This window comes from Frateuria edaphi (assembly GCF_021117405.1).
Lineage (GTDB): Bacteria > Pseudomonadota > Gammaproteobacteria > Xanthomonadales > Rhodanobacteraceae > Frateuria_A > Frateuria_A edaphi.
In genome coordinates, this window is the sequence record NZ_CP088251.1 from 2,800,084 (window position 1) to 2,821,715 (window position 21,632).

Genomic DNA, 21,632 nt, shown 5'->3' on the forward strand with positions numbered 1-21,632 from the left:
ATCCATAAAAAATTCCCAATGCGCGTATTCTTCAAATTGCTCGCCGTGCTGGTCCTCGGACTTTCCCTGGGCGCCTGCTCGCTGTTCGGCCCCAAGCGCGAGACCATCGACACCATGTCGGTGGAGAAGCTCTACGCCACGGCCCACGACGACGTGATGAACGGCGACTACGCCGCTGCGACCAAGGCCTACCAGCGCCTGATCGCGCGCTTCCCGTCCGGCGACTACAACGAGCAGGCGCAGCTGGAACTGGCCTATTCGCAGTACAAGGACAACGAGCCGGACGACGCGTACTCGACGATCAACCGCTTCATCAAGACGTATCCGACCCAGAAACATGTCGATTATGCCTATTACCTGCGCGGCCTGATCAATTTCGGTCGCACCAGCGGCGTGATCGAACGCTACATCTCCCGCACGGGCTCGCAGGCACGCCGCGACCAGGCGTACAACCTGCAGGCGTTCGACGACTTTTCCGAACTGGCCCGCCGCTTCCCCGACAGCGCCTACACCACCGACGCCCGCCAGCGCATGATCTACCTGCGCAACATCCTGGCCCAGTACGAGATCAACGTCGCCGAGTTCTACCTGCGCAACGAGGCTTTCGTGGCGTCCGCCGATCGCGCCCAGTACGTGGTCGAGCACTACCAGCAGGCGCCGCAGACCGGCGATGCGCTCGCCATCCTCGCCCGCAGCTACATGGCGCTGGACCAGAAGCAGCAGGCCGAGAACGTCCGCAAGGTGCTGGCGCTCAATTACCCGGACCACCCCTACCTGACCGATCCGAAGTGGCCGCATGCGCCTTCGACGTTGCGCAAGCTGATTCCCTTCTCGGGGCATCATTGAGAAAAAAGGCCGGCGCATCGCCGGCCTTTTTTTTGGTGCAGGTCGCCATTGCGTTCCTTGCAGGAGTGCACGTGTACGCGATCGTGAGAGACGGCGGTCGCGCACAGGCAGCCTTACATGGAGCTATCGCCAGCCGGAGGTGATGGGATAGCGGCGCTCGCGGCCGAAGGCGCGGGTGGTCACGCGCGGGCCCGGGGCTGCCTGGCGGCGCTTGAACTCGTTGCGAAGTACCAGGCTGGCCACCCGGCGCACGGTGTCCGGGTCGAAACCCGCGGCGGCGATTTCGGCCTGGGACTGCTCGTCCTCGATGAAGCGCGTGAGGATGGCGTCGAGTACGTCGTAGGGCGGCAGCGAATCCTGGTCGGTCTGGTCCTCGCGCAGTTCCGCCGAGGGCGGGCGGTCGATGACCGCAGGCGGGATCACCTGGCCGGCCTCGTTGCGCCAGCGCGAGAGCCGGTACACGACCGTCTTGTACACGTCCTTGAGCGGCGCGTAGGCGCCGCACATGTCGCCGTAGAGGGTGGCGTAGCCGACCGCCATTTCGCTCTTGTTGCCGGTGGCGAGCAGCAGGTGGCTGTGCTTGTTGGAAAGGCCCATCAACATCACGCCGCGCGTGCGTGATTGCAGGTTCTCCTCGGTGGTGTCCATGGCCTTGCCGGCGAAGGCGGGCGTGAGCGCCGCGAGGAAGCTCTGGTAGGTCGGCTCGATGTCGATCACGTGGTAGGCCACGCCCAGGCGTTCGGCCTGTTCGCGCGCGCCGTCCAGCGAGAGTTTCGAGGTGTAGCGGGTCGGCAGCATCACTGCGGTGACGCGCTCGGCGCCCAACGCGTCGACCGCCAGCGCCAGCGTCAGCGCCGAGTCGATACCGCCGGACAGGCCCAGCAGCACGCCGGGAAAGCCGTTCTTGTCGATGTAGTCCCGGATGCCCCGGGTGAGCGCCCCATAGAGCACGGCCTCCGGACGCGTGTCGGCGGCGACCGGCCAGTGGTCGGCGACCAACGTGCGGGTCGTCGGGTCGAACGTGGCCCACAGCAGTGCATCGACGAAGGCGGGGGCGCGCGCGGCGATGGTGCCGTCGCCGTTGACCAGCATCGAGGCACCGTCGTAGACCACCTCGTCCTGGCCGCCAACGAGGTTGAGATAGACGATGGCGCAGCCGGTTTCCTTCGCGCGTGCGGCAAGCAGCGCCTCGCGGGTGGCCTGCTTGGCGTCGTCCCAGGGCGAGGCATTGATCACCACGATCAGTTCGGCGCCCGCCTTTGCGGCCCGTGCCGCCGGCTCGGGCTCCCAGATGTCCTCGCAGACCAGGAAACCCACGCGTACACCGTTGACCATGCCGGTGGCGCTGGCGTGGCCCGGACGGAAGTAGCGCTTGTCGTCGAACACGCCGTAGTTGGGCAGCGCCTGCTTGTGCGCGACGCATTCGATCCGTCCCTCGCGCAGCAGCGCGGCGGCGTTGTAAACCTCGCCCTCGCTGTGCGGGAAGCCAACCAGCGCGGCGAGGCCGTTCGTGCCTTCGGCCAGCGTGGCGATCGCCTCGTTGCAGGCCTGCAGGAAACTGGGGCGGATCAGCAGGTCCTCGGGCGGGTAGCCGCTGATCGCCAGCTCCGGGAAAGCCACCAGGTCCGCACCGCCGACGCGCGCCCGGTTCATCAGCTCGCGGATCTTCGCGGTGTTGGCGGCGACGGCGCCGACGGAGAAGTCGAACTGGGCCAGGGCGAGGCGAAGTTGGGCGCTCATGGGCGAGAGGGGTGTTGGGGGATCGCCATGATAGTGGGGGCGGGTGTTCCGCGGGCCAACGCTTGTGCCTCCCTCTCCCCTGCGGGGAGAGGGAGCCAAAAGCAAAAGGCCACGCTTTCGCGTGGCCTTTTGTCGTGCGCGAAGTGACGCGCCTTACTTCATCAGCTTCGCCAGCGTCTTGCCGAGGTCGGCCGGCGACTTCACCGTCGTCACGCCCGCCTTCTCCAGCGCCGCAAACTTCGCCGCCGCGGTCCCCTTGCCGCCGGAGATGATCGCGCCGGCATGGCCCATGCGCTTGCCCGGAGGAGCCGACGCACCTGCGATGAAGGACACCACCGGCTTGGTCACGTACTCGCCGATGAACTCGGCGGCGTCTTCCTCGGCGCTGCCGCCGATCTCGCCGACCATGATGATGCCTTCGGTCTGCGGATCGTCCTGGAACAGCTTCAGGCAGTCGATGAAGTTCAGGCCGTTGATCGGGTCGCCGCCGATGCCGATGCAGGTGGACTGGCCCAGGCCCTCGTTGGTGGTCTGGAACACGGCCTCATAGGTCAGCGTGCCGGAGCGCGACACGATACCGACCTTGCCCGGCTTGTGGATGTGGCCCGGCATGATGCCGATCTTGCACTCGCCCGGGGTGATGATGCCGGGGCAGTTCGGCCCGATCAGCACGGTCTCCGGATGCTGCGCCAGCACGTTCTTCACGCGCAGCATGTCCAGCACCGGGATGCCCTCGGTGATCGCCACGATCACGCGGATGCCCGCGTCGATCGCTTCCAGGATCGAATCGGCCGCGAACGGCGGCGGCACGAAGATGACCGAGGCGTCGGCACCGGTATCGGCGACGGCTTCTTCCATCGAATTGAAGACCGGCAGGCCGATATGCTCGGAGCCGCCCTTGCCGGGGGTGACACCGCCTACGATCTTGGTGCCGTAGTCGATCGCCTGTTCGGCGTGGAAGGTGCCCTGCTGGCCGGTGAAGCCCTGCACCAGCACCTTCGTATTCTTGTTGACCAGAACGCTCATGCTTGTTCGCTCCTCACTTCGCGGCGGCCACGGCTTTCTGCGCCGCGTCGTTGAGATCGTCAGCCGGCGTGATCGCCAGGCCGGAATTGGCCAGCAGTTCGCGGCCCTTCTCCACGTTGGTGCCCTGCAGGCGCACGACCACCGGGATGGTCAGGCCCACTTCCTTCACCGCGGCGATGATGCCCTCGGCGATCAGGTCGCAGCGCACGATGCCGCCGAAGATGTTGACCAGGATGGCCTTCACCTTGTCGGAGGAGAGGATCAGCTTGAACGCCTCGGTCACGCGCTCCTTGGTGGCGCCGCCGCCGACGTCGAGGAAGTTGGCCGGCTCGCCGCCCGCCAGCTTGATCACGTCCATGGTGGCCATGGCCAGGCCCGCACCGTTGACCATGCAGCCGATCGAGCCGTCCATGGTCACGTAGTTGAGGTTGTGCTGCACGGCGGCCGCTTCGGCGGCGTCTTCCTGGGAGAGATCGCGCATGGCGACCAGTTCCGGGTGGCGGAAGTCGGCGTTGTCGTCGGAGTTCACCTTGCCGTCGAGCGCGGCCAGGTTGCCGTCCTCGAGGATCGCCAGCGGGTTCAGCTCCACCAGCGACAGGTCCTTCTCGTTGAACAGCTTGTACAGGCCCAGCATGATCTTGGTCAGCTGGTTGACCTGCTTGGGATTGAGGTCCATCGCGAAGCCGAGCTGGCGGCACTGGTAGGGCTGCAGGCCTTCGACGAAGTCCACCACGATGGTGTGGATGTCCTCGGGCGTGTCGCGGGCGACCTGCTCGATGTCCACGCCACCGTGCTTGGAGGCGATGAAGGAGACCGACTTCGAATCGCGGTCGACCAGCACCGACAGGTACAGCTCCTTGGCGATATTCGTGGCGTCGGTCACCAGCACCAGGTTGACCGGCAGCGCGCGGCCAGCGGACTGGTAGGTCGCCATGTTCGTGCCCAGCATGCCCTTGGCGGCAGCGCGCACGTCGTCGAGGCTCTTGCAGAACTTCACGCCGCCGGCCTTGCCGCGGCCGCCTGCGTGGATCTGCGCCTTGACCATCCATTGCGAGCCGCCCAGCGCCTTGGCGGCGTCGACGGCGGCGTCGGGGGAGTTGGCAACCTTGCCCGGCGGTACGGTGATGCCGTACTGCGCGAACAGCTCTTTGGCCTGGTACTCGTGGAAATTCATTCCTATACCTCGAGCGAACGGGGAAACGTATCGGGCCGCACGCGCGCTAGGCAGCGTGGGCGCGGGAGAGGGTCGGACGGCGGCTTTCAGCACACTGCCGGCGTGCAATGCGCGCTGCCTGGAGTCAACCGGGCACGAATCGCGCAATACGGCCGGGCATTTTCGCGCAAAGGCGGCCGTGATGGAAAGTGCCGCCTGGCCGCGCCATCCGTGCGCCACGCCCCTGGCAGCGCCCGCCGGCCTGTCTATACTCGGACGAACGCCGCGCCGAAGCCGTCAACGTGCCAGCCACCCTCCCCGCCGAACCGCCCGTTTTCCAGCCGGCCCGCCCGGCCGCGATGGCGATCCGCCACGAACTGTTCTTCCTCAACTACTTCCGGCTGGCGCAGGCCCTGGTCTACACGGGCCTGGCGCTCAGCTCGCCGCGGCTGACCTGGCCGACCGTCGACCAGCCGGTACTGGCCTATGTGGTGACCGGGGTCTACCTGCTGTTCGCCATCGGCATGCTGGTGCAGACCCGCAACGCCATGGCCAACGCACGGCTGGTGGTTTCCGGCGCGCTGGTGGTGGACATCATGGTGGCGGTGCTGGCCGCCTGGCTGATCCACGACGCGCGCATCGGCATCGCGATGATGCTGGCGGTGAACCTCTCCACCGGCGCGTTGGTGCTGCCATTGAGGCTGTCGTGCTTCTTCGCGGCGCTGGCTACGCTCGGCATGCTGGGCCATACATTGCTCGCGGAGGCGCACGGTGACGGCGACCTGCTCGAATCGGGCCTGCTGGGCGTGGCCTACTTCGCCACCACCACGCTCTGCCACGTACTTGGACGCCAGCTACGCGCCACCGAGGCGCTGGCCGAGCAGCGCAGCCTGGACCTGGCCAACCTCTCGCAGGTCAACGAGCTGATCATCCGGCGCATGAAGACCGGCGTGCTGCTGGTGGACGACGCCAACCGCATCCACCAGTTGAACGAGTCGGCCTGGATGCTGCTGGGCAATCCGCCGGCCGACCAGCGCGACCTGGGCAAGCTGGCGCCGGAGCTTTCGCGCCGGCTGTACCACTGGATGACCTCGGGCAAGCTGGACGAGACCGCCACGCAGCTGGCCGACGGCGTACCCGAAGTGGTGCCGCGCTTCACCCGCCTGGCGCCAAACGACGACTCGCACGTACTGATCTTCCTGGACGACACCTCGCTGCTCTCGCGCCGTGCGGAAGAATTGACCCTGAGCTCCCTGGGGCGCCTGTCGGCCTCGATCGCGCACGAAATCAGGAACCCGCTCGCCGCGATCCGCTACTCGGCGCAGCTGCTGGCCGAGTCCAAGGAGCTCGCCGCCGGCGATGCGCGCATGGTGGAGATCATCAACAACCACTGCGTGCGGCTGAACGAGATCATCGAGAACATCCTGCAGCTCTCCCGGCGCGAGCGCTCGCGCCCGGAAACCCTGGACCTGGGCCGCTGGGCCAACGGTTTCGTGGAGGAATACAAGCAGGGCAACGACATCGGCGGCGACTCGCTGCGCGTGATCACCGGCTCGATGGCGGTAGCCGCGGTGGCCGATCCGCAGCAGTTGCAGCAGGTGGTGTGGAACCTGGTGCAGAACGCGTTGCGCTACGGCCGCATGCCAGGCGAGCCGGCGCGGGTCATGGTCGTGGTGCGCCAGGGCGAACACAGCGTGCCGATCCTGGAAGTGATCGACCGCGGCCCCGGCATCGCACCCAAGGTGGCCGCGCAGATCTTCGAGCCGTTCTACACCACGCACGAGTACGGCACCGGCCTGGGGCTGTACCTCGCCCGGCAGATGAGCGAAGCCAACCAGGCGTCGCTCGAATACGTGCGTGTGGCCGGCGGCGGCAGTTGCTTCCGGCTGACCCTCACGCCACCTGCGAGGCATCCGGCCGACGGCGGCGACGCGGGCTGACACCTGGCTTCCCCCTCCGGGGAGAGGGAGCAAAGCGTGAAGCCCGCAATCACGCCGTTTCCTGCCGCGGATCAGAGCACAGAACCGCCAAACTGCTATACCCTTCCACTGTTACCGCCTGCCGAAGAGAACCATGTCCGCACAGACCGTCCTGGTCATCGACGACGAACGCGACATTCGCGAGCTGCTCACCATCACGCTTGGCCGCATGGACCTGCAGGTGGAAGCGGTGGGAACCGTGGCGGAGGCCCGCCGGGCGCTGGGCGAACGCAGTTACGACCTGTGCTTTACCGACATGCGCCTGCCCGACGGCACCGGCCATGAGGTGATCGAGCTGATCGCCGCCACCCATCCGGACATGCCGGTGGCGATGATCACCGCCTACGGCAACGTCGATGCGGCCGTGAACGCGCTCAAGGCCGGCGCCTTCGACTTCGTGTCCAAGCCGGTCGATATCCAGATGTTGCGCCGGCTGGTGCGCACCGCGCTGCAGCTGGCGGAGGAACGCAAGAGCGGTGGCGCCGCCACGGCGACCGGCGCGGCTGGCCGGCTGGTCGGCGACTCGCCGGCGATGCAGCAGGTGCGCGCGACCATCACCAAGCTCGCGCGCAACCAGGCGCCGGTGTACATCGCCGGCGAATCGGGCGTGGGCAAGGAGCTGGTCGCGCGGCTGATCCACGAGCAGGGTCCACGCGCCAGCGGGCCGTTCGTGCCGGTCAACTGCGGCGCGATTCCGTCCGAGTTGATGGAAAGCGAATTCTTCGGCCACAAGAAGGGCAGCTTCACCGGCGCCGGCGCCGACAAGGAAGGCCTTTTCCAGGCCGCCCATGGCGGCACGCTGTTCCTTGACGAGGTGGCCGAGCTGCCGCTGCACATGCAGGTCAAGCTGCTGCGCGCGATCCAGGAGAAGGCGGTGCGCCCGATCGGTGCCCGCGAGGAGGTGCCGGTGGACGTGCGCATCCTCTCGGCGACGCACAAGGACCTGGCCCGGCTGGTCGAGCAGGCCCAGTTCCGCCAGGACCTGTTCTATCGCATCAACGTGATCGAGCTGCGCGTGCCGCCTCTTCGCGAGCGCCGGGGCGACGTGCCGCAACTCGCCGCCTTCATCCTGCGCTCGCTCGCTGCCAAGAGCGGCGGCGCGCCCGGCCGGCTGAAGCCGGACGCGCAGCAGGCGCTGGAGGAATACGACTTCCCGGGCAACGTGCGCGAGCTGGAGAACATCCTCGAGCGCGCCATGGCGATGTGCGAGGGTGACACCATCGGCGCCGACGACCTGATGCTGCCGCAGCGACCGTTGCGCCAGCCGGAGCCGGTCAACGCCGCCCACGCGGCCATGCACGCGCCGCAGCCGGGCGCCCCGGTCGCCGCGCAGCCGGCCGTGCCCCACGCCGCCGGTCTGGGCAGCGGCGTACCGCTGGACGACTACATCAGCAACCTCGAACGCACGGCGATCATCAAGGCGCTGGAAGAGTCGCGCTACAACAAGACCGCGGCGGCGAAGAAGCTCGGCATCACCTTCCGGGCGCTGCGTTACAAGCTGAAAAAGCTCGGCATCGACTGACACCTTGCTTCCCGCTTCCCTTCGGGGAGGGGTCGGGGCGAGGGCCGGCGCTCGTGAGGAACGTGCCCTTCCACGGAGCAAAGCCCACTCCAGACCTCTCCGTCAGCTCCGCTGCGGGGAGGCTGCTGGAAGTTATTCGCCCGCCTCCGCCTCCTGCCCGCCCAGCGCCTGGCGCATGGTGCGCAGCAACTGCTGGGTGTTGATCGGCTTGTCCACCAGGTAGAGCCGATCCAGCCGGGGCAACTCCTCCAGATCCGGCGGCGCCTCCGGCCGTGCCAGCAACAGCACCGCCCGGCGATACCCGTGCTCGATCAGGGCCGCCAGCGTGCGCACGCCGGTGAACAGGTTCATGTCCGCGTCCATCACGACCAGATCGGGCACGCCGTGCGCCTCGATCCACTGCAGCGCGGCGGTGCCGCTCTGGCTGGCGTGCGGCTGGTATCCGTAGCCGTCCAGGACATCCACCAGCAACGACAGCGGGCCGGCTTCCTCCACCACCACCAGCACGCGTTCGGCTTCGCCCATCAGGCTTTCACCCTGCTCCTCCTGGGCCTCCGCTTCGACCTTGGGTTCCTCGATCGGGATGTACAGGTGAAAGGCCGTCCCCTTGCCCGTTTCGCTGTCCAGGCGCATGACGCCGTTGTGGCTGGCGACTATGCGCTGGCACGAAAGCAGCCCCAGGCCGGTGCCGGTTTCCTTGGTGGTGAAGAACGGCTCGAAGAGGTGTTCGCGCACCTCCGGCGGCATGCCCGGGCCGGTGTCGGCGACGGTCAGGCGCAGGTAGCGCCCCGCATGCGGCTGCTCCCCGGAAAGAAAGAAATCCTCGGCCAATTCGCACTCGCAGGCCTCGATGCGCAGGCTGCCTCCCGACTCGCCCATGGCCTGGATCGCGTTGAGGCAAAGGTTGAGCAGCGCCTGCTGCAGTTCCGTGTGGTTGCCTTCGACGGTGAGCTCGCGGTCGTCGACCTCCACGTCCATCTTCACCCCGCGCGGCACGCTACCGCGCAGCAACAGACCCAATGCATCCATCAGCGCGCCCACGCGTACCTGCTCGGCGCGCCGCGCGCCGCGAGCGAAGGAGAGCATCGACTGCACCATCTGCAGTCCGCGCCGGCCACAGTCGCGCACCAGTGTGCCCAGCCGCGCCAGGCGTGGATCCTCCTGGTAGTCCTGGAGGCTGTCGCCAGCCAGCAGCAGCGGTTGCAGCAGGTTGCGCAGGTCGTGGCTCAAGCCCCCGGCGAGCATGGCCAAGCTTTCGAAGCGTTGCGCGCGGATCAGTTCGGCCTCGGCGCGACGCTTGGCGCGCAACGCCTCGGCCTCCGCCAGCGCGCGGCGCACGGCGCTGGCCAGGCGGGTGGGATTCTGCTTGAGGATGTAGTCGGTGGCGCCGTTGCGCAGCGCTTCGACCGCCGCCTCCTCGCCCAGCGTCGCCGAGACGTAGATGAAAGGCAGGTCCTCGTCGTGCTGGCGCAACAGCTCCAGCGCGCGCTGGCCGGAGAAGCCGGGCAGGCTCAGGTCCGACAGCACGATGTCGGGCTGGAATTCCTCAAGACACGCGGTGTAGCCAGCCTCGTCGTCGACCAGGCGCACCTGGTACTCGATGCCATCGGCGTCCAGTTCGGCCTGGATCAACTCGGCATCGATCGGGTCGTCCTCGACCTGCAGGATGCGGATGGTGGGCAGCGGGCGTGTGGTGGCGTTGGGCATGCAGTCTATTGCGCTCCTGTTTCGTTCCGTCGTCCAGCACCCGAAGTCATTCGTGCTCCGGCAACTGGTTGAGCACGGCCCAGAAGCGGCCCAGCGTCCGCACGGCCTCGAAGAACTGGTCCACGTCCACCGGCTTGATCACGTAGGCATTCACGCCCAGGTCCCAGCTGCGCGCCAGGTCGCTCTCCTCGCGCGAGGAAGACAGGATCACCACCGGGATCAGGTGCCACCGCTCCTCGCCGCGCAGCCGGGTCAGGACCTCCAGCCCGTTCATGCGCGGCATCTTGATGTCGAGCAGGATCACCGACGGGTCGACGTCCTCGCGACCCTGCCAGGGGCCGCGGCACTGCAGGTAGTCCAGGCAGTCGACGCCATCTTCCACGTGCACCACGGGGTTGGCCAGATTGGCTTCGCGCAGCGCGTCCATGGCCATCTCGGCATCGGCCATGCTGTCCTCGACCAGCAGTACCGGACCCAGGTGACGATTGTTCATGACGGAAGCCTCGTGGTGCGCGCTTCGGCCAGTTCGGTGGCCGGCAGCGAAAAATGGAAGCTCGCACCGCGTTCCGGTTCGGCCTCGGCCCAGACTCGGCCGCCATGGCGCGCGACGATGCGGCGCACGTTGGCCAGCCCGATGCCGTTGCCGGGAAACTCGGAGGCGCGGTGCAGGCGCTGGAACACGCCGAACAGCTTGCCGGCGTATTCCATATTGAACCCCGCGCCGTTGTCGGCCACCGTGAAGACATATTCACCGTCGCGGTCACGGTTCACGTTGATGGCGATCTGCGCCACCTCGCGCCGGCCGGTGTACTTGACCGCGTTGCCGATCAGGTTCTGCCACACGGTGCGCAGCATGTTCTCGTCGCCGATCACGATCGGCAGCGGGCCGATGCTCCACTCGATGCGCCGCTCGCCTGCCTCCGACTCGGCCAGTGCACGCGCCTCGTCGACCAGCGACTGCGTATCCACGGCCTGCAACCTGAGCGCGCCGCGCCCCAGGCGCGAGAACACCAGCAGGTCGTCGATCAGCTGCGCCATGCGCGTGGCAGAGGTGGAGATGACGTCCAGATAATGGGCGGAGGTCTCGTCCAGGTGTTCGACCAGGTGCCGCTTGAGCTTGCCGGTGAAGCCGGCGATGTGGCGCAGCGGCGCGCGCAGGTCGTGCGAGACGGAATAGCTGAAGGCCTCCAGCTCGCGGTTGACGTCGGAAATCTGCGCCACCTTGCCTTCGAGCTGGCGGTTGAGCTCCTTCACCTGCTGCTCGACCAGCGCGCGCGCGGTGACGTCGCTGACAGTGAGCAGCAGCACCGGCGGTTCGCCCTCGTGCTGTTGCAGGCGCCGCGCGTTGACCATGACGTGGCGATCGATCCCGCCGACGGTGCGCTGGACCAGCTCGTAGTCCCACAGCTCGCGATCGTGCAGCATCACGTCGCGCAGGCGCTGCAGCAGCGCGCCGTCGGTCCAGGCGCCCTCGCCCACCTCCTGCAGCGGGCGCAACTCGCGCTGGTCCTCCTGCGGCAGGCCATACAACTCGCTGAAGGCGGTGTTGACCAGCAACGTGCACAGCTGCGCGTTGAGCAGGGCGATCGGCTCGCGCACCGCCTGCAGGATCATCTGCGCGCGGCGCACCGCCTGGCTCTCGCGCGTCTCGGCGCGCATGCGGCGGGCGATCTGGCGTTCGGACACGAGCACGATGATCGACAGCAGCACGATCTGCGCGATCGAGGTGATTCCCAGCACCAGCGCACTTTCGAACGCGCTGCGCCGCGCGTGCGCGCGACGCTCCATCAGCACGGTGCCCTCGTTGCGCACGACCGTATCGATCTGATCGTCCATCGGAAACAACGTGCCGGCATCGTGCAGCGCCGCCACCGCGCCGGCGCGATCGCCGTGCTGGATACGCGCCAGCGCCTGTTCGAGCAGCGCCAGGCGGCCGTTGACCACGTTGCCCAGCGCGCCGATCGCGGCCTGCTGGGTCGGGTTGTCGCGCGTCATGTCGCTCAGCTGGCCGAGCAGCGCGGGCACGTCGTTGCCGGCCTGGTGCGCCCTGTCGACCAGGCTGGGTTCCCTGGCGCCCTCCAGCAGGCGGAATATCGCCGCCTCGCTGCTGCGGGTGACATAGGCGATCCGGTAGGTGAGCGACTTGACCTCGGAGGAGTGCGTGACCAGCTGGCCCGCTTCCATCGCGTCCTCGTGGCTGGTGCGCGTGGCCAGGTACGGCAGCAGCACGATCACCAGCACCGCGCACAGCAGCCCGACCATGCGCCACCGCGGCACGCGCCAGCGGTGCAGGCCGCGGCGAAGCTCGGGCAGCAGGGCGCGATGGCGGCTGGGCATGCGGGAGGCTTCCTCACGGCGCGTCGACCAGGCGCAGCTTACGTCCTGTCGCCCCCGGCCGGTAAACGTGTAATGAAAGCCTACGGCGCGTTAGGGCCGGGTGATGGCGGACTCCGGCGTAATTGCCGGCATGGCGTGGCCCGATCCCCCGTACCGGGGGTTCAGGCGGCCCCCTCTCCCTGCGGGGAGAGGGTTGCGGTGAGGGGTCGCACTGGCCTTGAAACAGCCTGCGGGCACGCGCCCGGCCGGAAGCGATCTCACGGGCGCGCCGGCTCGGCCTGCATGCGGAAATGCAGTTCCCCGCCGGCAAGGATCTGCCCGTGGCGCAGGAAGGGCTTGCCCAGCGGCTTGCCGTTCAACGTGACCTCGCCGACGTAGGGATGCGCGTCGTCCAGCGGCGCGGCGCTGACGGTGAAGACCTTGCCGTTGGTCAGGTGCAGCGTGGCCCGTTCGACGAACGGCCGGCCGATCGCGTACACGTCGCTCGCCGGTGTCACCGGATAGAAGCCCAGCGCGGTGAACACGTACCAGGCCGACATCTGGCCCAGGTCGTCGTTGCCCGAGAGCCCGTCCGGACGCGCCGCGTACTGGCTGTCCATGATCTGCTTGAGCCGCTGCTGCGTCTTCCACGGCGCGCCGGCGTAGTCGTACAGGTAGGCGATGTGGTGGCTGGGTTCGTTGCCGTGGGCGTACCAGCCGATCAGTCCGGTGATGTCCTCCACGTGCTTGAAGTGCGCCGGGTCCACTTTGGCGTCGAACAGCGCGTCCAGTTTCGCCACGAACTTCGCGTTGCCGCCCATCGCCCCGATCAGTCCCGGCACGTCTTGCGGCACGTACCACGAATACTGCCAGGCGTTGCCTTCGGTGAAGTCGCTGCCGTAACCGGCGGCCGTGGGATCGAACGGTTCGCGGAACTTGCCGTCGGCGAGGCGCGCGCGCATGAAGCCGGTCCCGGGATCCCAGGCGTTCTTCCAGTTGCCGGCGCGTTTGCCGAAGGTGGCGGCGACATCGTCCCGCCCCATCGCCCGGGCCATCTGCGCCAGCGACCAGTCGTCGTAGGCGTATTCGAGCGTCTTGGAGGCGCCCTCGGGCTCGCGGTCGATCGGCACGTAGCCGAGTTTCATGTAGTCGGCCAGGTCGCCATAGGGGGCGTAGGTGGCGCTTGCGACCATGGCGTCCAAGGCTTTGCCCGCATCGAAGCCGCGCACGCCCTTGATGTACGCGTCGGCGATCACCGGCACGGCGTGGTAACCGATCATGCACCAGGTCTCCAGGCCCTGGTACGCCCACACCGGCAGGATGCCGAACGGGCTGGCCTCGCGCGCTGCGATGAGGGAGCGGACGAAGTCGCTGCTGCGCTCGGGAGCGAGCAGCACCATGAGCGGCTGCTGCGCGCGGTAGACGTCCCACAAGGACCAGGTCGAGTAGAAGTCGTAGCCCCTGGCCTGGTGTACCGCGTGGTCGGGGCCGCGGTACTGGCCGTTGGCGTCCATGCTCAGCGTGGGCGAGAGCATCGCGTGGTAGAGCGCGGTGTAGAACTGCTTGCGCACGGTTGCCGGTGCGTCGACATCGACCACCGCCAGCGCCTTGTCCCAGGCGGCCTTCGCCTGCGCGCGGCGGGCATCGAAGTCCCAGCCCTTGCCGTCCGCGTCCAGGTTGGCAACCGCGTTGGCGGCGCTGACCGGCGAGATCGCCACCTTCACTTCCAGCGGCTTGACCAGCGAGCCGAAGTCGAACACGCCGACCAGCGCGCGGCCGCTCTGCGCGTCGTGGTCCACAGGCTGGTTGCCCGGTCCCTTGAAGCCCTTGTAGGCGACATCGTTCTCGCGGTCGTACAGCGTGCGCGCGGTGACCGGCTGGTTGAAGCGCATGGCGAAGCACAGTTCCCGCCCCGGCGCCCAGCCGCGCGTGGTTCGGCAGCCGGTCACGGTGCCGTCGTCGGCCACCTGCACGTTCGACCACAGCACCTTGCCCGGGTAGTCGTAGATGCTGGGGCGCAGGTCCAGCAGCAGGTGCGCGCTCTTGCCCGCGGGGAAGGTATAGCGATGCCAACCCACGCGGCGCCCTGCGGTGAGCTCGGCGCGGATGCCGTAGTCGGCCAGGGTCACGGCGTAATAGCCGGCCTGCTCGACCTCGGTGGCATGGTCGAAGCGCGAGCGGTAGCCGCTGCCGGGCCTGGCCGGGTCGCCCGGTTCCAGCTTCACCTCGCCGGCGATCGGCATCACCAGCACGTCGCCCAGGTCCGAGTGCCCGGAACCGGAGAAGTGCGTATGCGAGAAGCCCAGGATGCTGCCGTCGCCGTACTGGTAGCCGGCGGCCCATTTGTAGGCGTGCTTGAAATCCGGCATCGCCGTGTCGGGCGACAGCTGGATCATGCCGAAGGGCACCGTGGCGCCGGGAAAGGTGTGGCCGTCGCCGCCGGTGCCGATGCGCGGATCGACGTCGCCCGCATGGCCGGTGGCGGCGAGCGCGACGCCGGGCGAGAGGGCCAGGGCGAAAACGAGGCGGGACAGGCGAAGGGCCATCTGAAAGGCTCCGTTTGGATCGTTCCAAATGCCAACGCTAACAGCGCGCGCCGCGCGGCGCATGTTGCGCTGCGTGAAGCCGCTGGTGTCATGATCGGCTAGATTTGGATCGTTCCAAACCGCTTATCCCACCGGGTGCCCAATGGACAGCAACACCCCACTCGGCCGCAAGGTCACCGTGAGCGACATCGCCGCCGGCTGCGGCGTCTCGCGCGCGACCGTCTCACTGGTGCTGCGTGGCAGCCCGCTGGTCAACAAGGACACCCGTGCGCGCGTCGAAGAGGAACTGCGCAGGCAGGGCTACGTCTACAACCGCGCCGCCGCCAACCTGCGCCGGCGCACGTCCTCGTCGATCGCGCTGGTCATCAACGAACTGGCCAACCCGTTCTTCGCCGAATTCGCCGCGGGCGTGGACGACGTGGTCGGCGAGGCAGGCATGGTCACCCTGCTCGGCTCGTCCAGCGAATCGCCCAAGCGCGAGCAGGCGGTGCTCGGCTCGCTGATCGAACACGGACCGGGCGGCATCATCCTCTCGCCCGCCGAGGGCAGCGACGCCAGCCAGGTGCTGGCCGCGGTCGGCGCGCGCACGCCGCTGCTGGTGTTCAACCGCGAGCTCACCGGCGAACAGCCCGAATACGCGCATTGGGATTCACTGGCACTGGACAACCAGCAGGGCGCGCGCGAGGCCACCGCGCATCTGGTCGAGCAAGGTCACCGGCGCATCGCCTTTTTCGGCGGCCACGGGGACTCCTCGTCGTGCCGCCAGCGCCGCATCGGCTATCGCGAGGCGATGAAGGCCGCCAAATTGCCGGTGGACTCGCACTGGGAAGTCGAATGCCTGCCCACGCGCCTGGATGCGGCCCGCTGCGCCGAGGCGCTGTTCGCGGCCGGGCCGGCGCCCACCGCGGCGGTCTGCTACAACGACGCAGTGGCGCTGGGCCTGATGCACGGACTGGTCGAACGCGGGCTCACGCCGGGACGCGACTTCGCCCTCACCGGCTTCGACGACATCGCCGAAGCCGCGCTTGCCACCCCTTCACTTACCACCCTCGCCGCCGCGCCGCGCGCACGCGGTCGCCAGGCCGCGCAGATGCTGCTCGAACGCCTGCGCGACCCCGAAGCCGAAACGCGGCGCATCGTCGCCCCCGTACGCCTGGTGATCCGCGCCAGCAGTTGCCCGCCCACCGCCTGACCAGGACTTAAGGAGTCCCCATGGCCATCATGCAAGCTCCCAACCGGTCGCCCGCCGCTCCCGCCGACAGTTCGCGCGAGCGCTACACCCACTATCCCGCGGCGCTCGCGGTGGTCACCACGATCTTCTTCATGTGGGGCTTCCTGACCTGCCTCAACGACATTCTCATTCCGCACCTGAAGGCGCTGTTCGAACTGAACTACAAGCAGGCGATGCTGGTGCAGTTCACCTTCTTCGGCGCGTACTTCCTGATGTCGCTGCCCGCCGGGCGGCTGGTGGCACACCTGGGATACAAGCTCGGCATCGTCGCGGGCCTGGCGATCGCCGGCGTGGGCGCCGCCGGCTTCTGGCCGGCCGCGGGGCTGCATTCCTACCCGGCCTTCCTCGGCGCGCTGTTCGTGCTCGCCACCGGCATCACGGTGCTGCAGGTGGCCGCCAATCCCTACGTGGCGCTGCTCGGGCCCGAGCGCACCAGCTCCAGCCGGCTCACGCTGGCGCAGGCGCTCAATTCCTTCGGCACCTTCCTCGCACCCCATTTCGGCGGGCTGCTGATCCTGTCAGTGGCGGTGAAGAGTTCGCTGGAAGTCACCCAGCTCTCGCCCGCCGAGCAGCTGGTCTACCGGGCGCAGGAAGCGCAGGCCGTGCAAGGGCCCTACCTGGGCCTGGCTATCGCGCTGTTCGTGCTGGCGGTGCTGGTGTACCTGTTCCGCCTGCCCACGCTGGAGGAGGCCACCGAACAGGCCGACCGCGGGCACCACACGCTGCTCGATGCGCTGCGCATCCCGCACGTCCTGTTCGGCGTGATCGCGATCTTCTGCTATGTGGGCGCGGAGGTGGCCATCGGCAGCTTCATGGTCAACTACCTGTCGCTGCCGCAGATCGGCAACATGCACGAGACCACCGCCGCGACCTACGTGTCCTACTACTGGCTGGGCGCGATGATCGGCCGCTTCGCCGGTTCCTGGCTGATGACCCGCTACTCGCCGCGCGCGCTGCTGGCCTTGTTCGCCGCGATCAACATCGCGCTGCTGGCGGTCACCATGAGCACCGCCGGCATGACCGCCACCTGGAGCATCGTGGCGATCGGCCTGTTCAACTCGATCATGTTCCCGACCATCTTCACGCTGGGCATCGAGCGGCTCGGACCCCTGACCGAGAAGGCTTCGAGCCTGCTGATCATGGCCATCGTCGGCGGCGCGGTGATTCCGTTCGCGCAGGGCGCGCTGGCCGACGCGATCGGCGTGCAGGCCGCCTTCATCCTGCCCGTCGTGTGCTACGCCTACATCGTGTTCTACGGCCTGCGCGGTTCGCGCATCGCCGGTGCGTCGCTGGAGGGTCGATGAGCCGTCCGATCCTCTGCTTCGGCGAAGCGCTGATCGATTTCCACGCCGAAGCTGCCGGCGCGAACGGCTTCCCGCGTGCGTTCGTGCCCTTTGCCGGCGGCGCTCCGGCCAACGTGGCGGTGGCGGTGGCGCGACTGGGCGGCGCGGCGCGCTTCGCCGGCATGCTCGCGCACGATCCGTTCGGCGATTTCCTGCTCGACAGCCTGCAACGCGCCGGCGTGGGCGTGGCCGACGTGGCGCGCACGGACGAAGCCAACACGGCGCTGGCCTTCGTCAGCCTCGATGCGCGCGGCGAGCGCAGCTTCAACTTCTATCGGCCACCCTCGGCGGACCTGCTGTTCCGCCCCCGGCATTTCCGTGCGGAGGCGTTCGACGACCTCGCCGTGTTCCATGTCTGTTCCAACAGCATGACCGACCCCGACCTGGCCGAGACCACCCGCGAGGGCATGCGCCGCGCGCAGGCCGCCGGCGCGCTGGTGAGCTTCGATCTCAACCTGCGGCCGGCGCTGTGGCCGCGGGAGTCGAACCCGCGACCGCTGGTGTGGCCTGCGCTGCACCTGGCGGACGTGGTCAAGCTGTGCGCCGAGGAGTTCGCCTGGCTGGCCGAGGACGGCGCGCTGCTCAACCGCCTGTGGCGCGGTCGCACGCGCCTGCTGGTGGTCACCGACGGCCCGCGGCCGCTGCGCTGGTTCCGCCGAGACGCGACCGGCGAGTTGCCCTGCCCGCAGGTCGAGGCGGTCGACACCACCGCCGCGGGCGATGCTTTCGTCGGCGGCCTGCTGTACAAGCTCGCCACGCTCGGGAACGCGGACGCCTTCGATGCGTTGTTGCGTGACGAGCCTGCCCTGCACGCGATGCTCGCCTTCGCCGCCGCCTGCGGCGCGCTCACCGTCACCCGCCAGGGCTCGTTCACCGCGATGCCGAGCGCGGCGGAAGTCGACGCCTTCCTGGAGTCACACCGATGACCACCCTGCCCGACTTCCGCAGCGAGAGCTTCCTGCGCGAGCACATCGCCCGGACCATGGCGTTCTACCACCCGCGTGCGATCGATCCGGCCGGCGGCTTCTTCCACTACTTCAAGGACGACGGCACGATCTACGACCGCCGCCATCGCCACCTGGTCAGCAGCACGCGCTTCGTTTTCAACTACGCGCTGGCCGCGATCGAATTCGAGGACACCGATTACCTCGAAGCCGCGCGCCATGGCCTGCGCTACCTGCGCGACGTGCACCGCGACCCCGTCACCGGCGGCTACGCCTGGACCATCCGCGACGGCGAGCCCGAGGACCGGACCAACCACGCCTACGGCGTCGCCTTCGTGCTGCTGGCCTGCGCCAGCGCGCTGCGCGCGGGGCTGGTCGAGGCGGAGCTCTGGATGGACGAAACCTGGGCGCTGCTGGAAAAGCGCTATTGGGACGCCGAGGCCGGCCTCTACCGCGACGAGGCCGACGCGAACTGGCACTTCTCCTCCTACCGCGGCCAGAACGCCAACATGCACATGTGCGAGGCGATGCTGGCCGCCTATCAGGCCAGCAACGACGTGCGCTACCTCGACCGCGCGCTGCTGCTGGCCGATCACATGACCCGCCGCCAGGCGGCCAAGGCCGGCGGTCTTGTATGGGAGCACTACGACACGGACTGGAACATCGACTGGGACTACAACCGCGACAACCCGCGCCACCTGTTCCGCCCGTGGGGCTTCCAGCCCGGCCACCAGACCGAGTGGGCCAAGCTGCTGGTGATCCTCGAGTCGCACCTGGCCGAGCGCGGCCGCGAGGAGCGCTGGCTGCTGCCGACCGCGCGCCACCTGTTCGACACCGCGCTGATGCGCGCGTGGGATCCGAAGCACGGCGGCATCCATTACGGCTTCGCACCCGACGGCAGCATCTGCGACCCGGACAAGTACTTCTGGGTGCAGGCCGAATCGCTGGCCGCCGCGGCGCTGCTGCACGCCCGCACCGGCGAGGCGGTGTATGACCAGTGGTACGAGCGTCTGTGGACGTACGCGTGGCAGCATTTCGTCGACCACGAGCACGGCGCGTGGTACCGCATCCTCACCCACGACAACCGCAAGTACGACGACGAGAAGAGCCCGGCCGGCAAGGTCGACTACCACACCATGGGCGCCTGCCACGAAGTGCTCGCGCTGATCCGCGCCGGCAGCCAACCATGAACAGGGGATTTTCGATGAAGGCACTCGCAGTCTGCATGGCCGGCGCGCTGGCACTGGCTACCACCCTCGCCGCGGCGGCCGACGCCCCGCGCTACGATCCGCTCCAGACGTTCGCGCCGTTCGCCTACCCCGATCCGGTCAACGCCTATCGCTCGGCCGACGGCAAGCCCGGCCCGCTGTTCTGGCAGAACCGCGCCGACTACACCATCGAGGCGACGCTGGACCCCGCCAGCCGCCTGCTGACCGGCCGCGAAACCATTACCTATACCAACCACAGCCAGAGCGCGCTGGACGTGCTCTGGCTGCAACTGGACCAGAACCGCTACAAGCCCGAAGCACGCGGCGCTTTCACCAGCGAGTTCCCGACCGAGTTCACCGACGGCTACAAGATCGCCTCGGTGGAGGTGGAAGACGGCAGCGGCCGCCTGCAACCGGTGCAGTGGGTCGTTTCCGATACCCGCATGCAGCTGCGCCTGCCCGAAGCGATCAGGCCCAAGGGCGGCAGCGTGCGCGTGCACATCGCCTGGAGCTTCACCGTGCCGGGCGAGTTCGGCGGCCGCATGGACGTCAATGCCAGCAAGAACGGCGACATCTTCGAGATCGCCCAGTGGTACCCGCGCCTGTGCGTCTACGACGACCTGCGCGGGTGGGACACCGCGCCTTACCTCAACAGCGAGTTCTACCTGGAATACGGCGACTTCGATTACAAGGTCACCGTGCCCGCGGACATGATCGTGGCCGGTTCCGGCGAACTGGTGAACCCGCAGGAGGTACTCACCCAGACCCAGATCAAGCGCCTGGACGAAGCCCGTCACAGCGACAAGACGGTGATGATCCGCACTCCCGCCGAGGTCACCCAGCCATCCAGCCGTCCGAAGCAGGGCGGCACGCTGACCTGGCACTTCCGCATGCACGACACGCGCGACGTGGCGTTCGGCGCATCCAAGGCGTACGTGTGGGACGCCGCGCGCATCAACCTGCCGCACGGCAAGACCGCGCTGGCGATGTCGGTCTACCCGGTCGAGAGCGAATGGAGCCGCGCCACGGAATTTCTCAAGGCCTCGGTCGAGTACTTCTCCAAGGAATGGTTCGCCTATCCGTGGCCGGTGGCGATCAATGAAGCCGGCACCGCCGGCGGCATGGAGTACCCGGGCATCACCTTCGACCACAAGCGCGCCAAGGGCGGCGGCCTGCACGGCCTGATCGCGCACGAGATCGGCCACACCTGGTTCCCGATGATCGTCGGCTCCAACGAGCGCCGCCATGCCTGGATGGACGAGGGTTTCAACACCTTCGTCGACATCTACGAGGACGAAGCTTTCAACCACGGCGAGTTCGCGCCCAAGCGCGACGGCGAGTACGCGCCGCACAAGGGCAATCCCGCCGACGAGATCGCCCAGGTGATTGCCGATCCCGAGGCGCCCGCCCTGCTCAACGGCGCGGACGAAACGAGCGAGAAGTACCGCCACCCGATCAGCTACTTCAAGAGCGCCTTCGGCCTGGTGCTGCTGCGCGAACAGATCCTGGGACCGGAGCGGTTCGACGATGCCTTCCGCAAGTACATCGCCACCTGGGCCTTCCATCATCCCTCGCCGTCGGATTTCTTCCGCTTCATGGAAAGCGAATCGGGCGAGGACCTGGGCTGGTTCTGGCGCGGCTGGTACCAGCACAACTGGACGTTCGACATGGCGGTACGCAAGGTCGAGCCGGTCGAAGGCGGGTGGTCGCACGGCGCCGCGGTGACCGTGGCGAACCTGGACCGGCTCGTCCTGCCCACTACGCTGCGGCTGACCTATGACGACGGCAGCACCAGGGACGTGCGCGTGCCCGTGGAGACCTGGCAGCAGCATCGCGAATACGTGGTACGGGTGGCTGGATCCCGCAAGGTCGTGTCGGCAGCGCTGGATCCGGCGCACGCGCTGCCGGAAGCCAATCGCGCCAACGACGTGTTGAAGGTGAAGTAACCCGCGAACGTCCACCATCCGCCTGTCGGAGCCTTCCCCGTGCAACGGGGAAGGTTCACTCAGGCGGAGCTTCGACACCGTCCCTTCCCCCGTTTTGCGGGAGATGTGCCCGTAGGGGGGACGGG

Annotated in this window: 15 protein-coding genes; 8 read left to right on the plus strand and 7 right to left on the minus strand. The window is 68.0% G+C overall.

Annotation, left to right across the window (positions count from 1 at the left end; all coding sequences use genetic code 11):
• The first annotated feature begins 18 nt into the window (after positions 1 to 18).
• On the plus strand, positions 19 to 846 hold the full coding sequence (locus LQ772_RS13080; protein WP_231321337.1) for an outer membrane protein assembly factor BamD: 828 nt from the start codon (positions 19 to 21) through the stop codon (positions 844 to 846).
• A 123-nt stretch (positions 847 to 969) separates the two neighbouring features.
• Here LQ772_RS13080 and LQ772_RS13085 read toward each other — a convergent pair whose 3' ends face one another.
• The 3 genes from LQ772_RS13085 to sucC all read right to left on the minus strand — a co-directional run bounded on the left by LQ772_RS13085 (position 970) and on the right by sucC (position 4,786).
• On the minus strand, positions 970 to 2,586 hold the full coding sequence (locus LQ772_RS13085; protein WP_231321339.1) for an NAD+ synthase: 1,617 nt from the start codon (positions 2,584 to 2,586) through the stop codon (positions 970 to 972).
• Between the two features lie 153 nt (positions 2,587 to 2,739).
• Positions 2,740 to 3,612: a succinate--CoA ligase subunit alpha gene (sucD, locus tag LQ772_RS13090; protein ID WP_231321341.1), complete on the minus strand. Its 873-nt coding sequence runs from the start codon at positions 3,610 to 3,612 to the stop codon at positions 2,740 to 2,742.
• Between the two features lie 13 nt (positions 3,613 to 3,625).
• The gene (gene sucC, locus LQ772_RS13095) at positions 3,626 to 4,786 is read right to left on the minus strand and encodes an ADP-forming succinate--CoA ligase subunit beta (protein WP_231321343.1); all 1,161 of its coding nucleotides are present in this window, start codon (positions 4,784 to 4,786) and stop codon (positions 3,626 to 3,628) included.
• Positions 4,787 to 5,124: 338 nt separating this feature from the next.
• On the opposite strand from sucC, the gene LQ772_RS13100 reads away from it, so the two are divergent.
• Both LQ772_RS13100 and LQ772_RS13105 read left to right on the plus strand, forming a co-directional pair.
• The gene (locus LQ772_RS13100) at positions 5,125 to 6,705 is read left to right on the plus strand and encodes a sensor histidine kinase (RefSeq protein ID WP_231326041.1); all 1,581 of its coding nucleotides are present in this window, start codon (positions 5,125 to 5,127) and stop codon (positions 6,703 to 6,705) included.
• Between the two features lie 133 nt (positions 6,706 to 6,838).
• Positions 6,839 to 8,266: a sigma-54-dependent transcriptional regulator gene (locus tag LQ772_RS13105; RefSeq protein ID WP_231321344.1), complete on the plus strand. Its 1,428-nt coding sequence runs from the start codon at positions 6,839 to 6,841 to the stop codon at positions 8,264 to 8,266.
• 132 nt (positions 8,267 to 8,398) lie between these two features.
• Here the strand turns inward: LQ772_RS13105 and LQ772_RS13110 are convergent, their stop codons facing one another.
• From LQ772_RS13110 to LQ772_RS13125, 4 genes are all read right to left on the minus strand, one after another.
• Positions 8,399 to 9,973, minus strand: a complete 1,575-nt coding sequence (locus tag LQ772_RS13110; protein ID WP_231321345.1) for a hybrid sensor histidine kinase/response regulator — start codon at positions 9,971 to 9,973, stop codon at positions 8,399 to 8,401.
• Positions 9,974 to 10,019: 46 nt separating this feature from the next.
• Complete coding sequence (locus LQ772_RS13115; protein ID WP_231321346.1) at positions 10,020 to 10,466, minus strand: response regulator; 447 nt, start codon at positions 10,464 to 10,466, stop codon at positions 10,020 to 10,022.
• Positions 10,463 to 12,235: an ATP-binding protein gene (locus tag LQ772_RS13120; RefSeq protein WP_425600847.1), complete on the minus strand. Its 1,773-nt coding sequence runs from the start codon at positions 12,233 to 12,235 to the stop codon at positions 10,463 to 10,465. Before LQ772_RS13120 ends, LQ772_RS13115 begins: the two co-directional genes overlap by 4 nt.
• 332 nt (positions 12,236 to 12,567) lie before the next feature.
• Positions 12,568 to 14,835: a GH92 family glycosyl hydrolase gene (locus LQ772_RS13125; protein ID WP_231321348.1), complete on the minus strand. Its 2,268-nt coding sequence runs from the start codon at positions 14,833 to 14,835 to the stop codon at positions 12,568 to 12,570.
• A gap of 142 nt (positions 14,836 to 14,977) precedes the next feature.
• Between LQ772_RS13125 and LQ772_RS13130 the strand changes: the two genes are divergently transcribed.
• The 5 genes from LQ772_RS13130 to LQ772_RS13150 are packed head-to-tail and all read left to right on the plus strand — an operon-like array spanning position 14,978 to position 21,507.
• Positions 14,978 to 16,027, plus strand: coding sequence for a LacI family DNA-binding transcriptional regulator (locus LQ772_RS13130; protein WP_231321349.1), 1,050 nt, complete (start codon positions 14,978 to 14,980; stop codon positions 16,025 to 16,027).
• Between the two features lie 20 nt (positions 16,028 to 16,047).
• Positions 16,048 to 17,370 carry a sugar MFS transporter gene (locus LQ772_RS13135; protein WP_425600792.1) on the plus strand — a complete coding sequence of 441 codons (1,323 nt, stop codon included), beginning with the start codon at positions 16,048 to 16,050 and terminating at the stop codon, positions 17,368 to 17,370.
• Positions 17,367 to 18,335: a carbohydrate kinase family protein gene (locus LQ772_RS13140; RefSeq protein ID WP_231321350.1), complete on the plus strand. Its 969-nt coding sequence runs from the start codon at positions 17,367 to 17,369 to the stop codon at positions 18,333 to 18,335. The genes LQ772_RS13135 and LQ772_RS13140 overlap by 4 nt, the downstream gene beginning before the upstream one ends.
• Positions 18,332 to 19,543 (plus strand): AGE family epimerase/isomerase, encoded by a 1,212-nt coding sequence (locus LQ772_RS13145; RefSeq protein WP_231321352.1) that lies wholly within the window; start codon positions 18,332 to 18,334, stop codon positions 19,541 to 19,543. Before LQ772_RS13140 ends, LQ772_RS13145 begins: the two co-directional genes overlap by 4 nt.
• Positions 19,544 to 19,557: 14 nt before the next feature.
• Positions 19,558 to 21,507, plus strand: a complete 1,950-nt coding sequence (locus LQ772_RS13150) for a M1 family metallopeptidase (RefSeq protein ID WP_425600793.1) — start codon at positions 19,558 to 19,560, stop codon at positions 21,505 to 21,507.
• Positions 21,508 to 21,632 lie beyond the last annotated feature (125 nt).

What these genes read in the sequence shown, in the direction of transcription:
- sucC (WP_231321343.1), bottom strand. Translation starts at nt 4,786, where the DNA reads ATGAATTTCCACGAGTACCAGGCCAAAGAGCTGTTCGCGCAGTACGGC.
- LQ772_RS13125 (WP_231321348.1), bottom strand. Translation starts at nt 14,835, where the DNA reads ATGGCCCTTCGCCTGTCCCGCCTCGTTTTCGCCCTGGCCCTCTCGCCC.
- LQ772_RS13120 (WP_425600847.1), bottom strand. Translation starts at nt 12,235, where the DNA reads ATGGTCGGGCTGCTGTGCGCGGTGCTGGTGATCGTGCTGCTGCCGTAC.
- LQ772_RS13080 (WP_231321337.1), top strand. Translation starts at nt 19, where the DNA reads ATGCGCGTATTCTTCAAATTGCTCGCCGTGCTGGTCCTCGGACTTTCC.
- LQ772_RS13130 (WP_231321349.1), top strand. Translation starts at nt 14,978, where the DNA reads ATGGACAGCAACACCCCACTCGGCCGCAAGGTCACCGTGAGCGACATC.
- LQ772_RS13110 (WP_231321345.1), bottom strand. Translation starts at nt 9,973, where the DNA reads ATGCCCAACGCCACCACACGCCCGCTGCCCACCATCCGCATCCTGCAG.
- LQ772_RS13140 (WP_231321350.1), top strand. Translation starts at nt 17,367, where the DNA reads ATGAGCCGTCCGATCCTCTGCTTCGGCGAAGCGCTGATCGATTTCCAC.
- LQ772_RS13150 (WP_425600793.1), top strand. Translation starts at nt 19,558, where the DNA reads ATGAAGGCACTCGCAGTCTGCATGGCCGGCGCGCTGGCACTGGCTACC.
- LQ772_RS13100 (WP_231326041.1), top strand. Translation starts at nt 5,125, where the DNA reads ATGGCGATCCGCCACGAACTGTTCTTCCTCAACTACTTCCGGCTGGCG.
- LQ772_RS13135 (WP_425600792.1), top strand. Translation starts at nt 16,048, where the DNA reads ATGGCCATCATGCAAGCTCCCAACCGGTCGCCCGCCGCTCCCGCCGAC.
- LQ772_RS13105 (WP_231321344.1), top strand. Translation starts at nt 6,839, where the DNA reads ATGTCCGCACAGACCGTCCTGGTCATCGACGACGAACGCGACATTCGC.
- sucD (WP_231321341.1), bottom strand. Translation starts at nt 3,612, where the DNA reads ATGAGCGTTCTGGTCAACAAGAATACGAAGGTGCTGGTGCAGGGCTTC.
- LQ772_RS13085 (WP_231321339.1), bottom strand. Translation starts at nt 2,586, where the DNA reads ATGAGCGCCCAACTTCGCCTCGCCCTGGCCCAGTTCGACTTCTCCGTC.
- LQ772_RS13115 (WP_231321346.1), bottom strand. Translation starts at nt 10,466, where the DNA reads ATGAACAATCGTCACCTGGGTCCGGTACTGCTGGTCGAGGACAGCATG.
- LQ772_RS13145 (WP_231321352.1), top strand. Translation starts at nt 18,332, where the DNA reads ATGACCACCCTGCCCGACTTCCGCAGCGAGAGCTTCCTGCGCGAGCAC.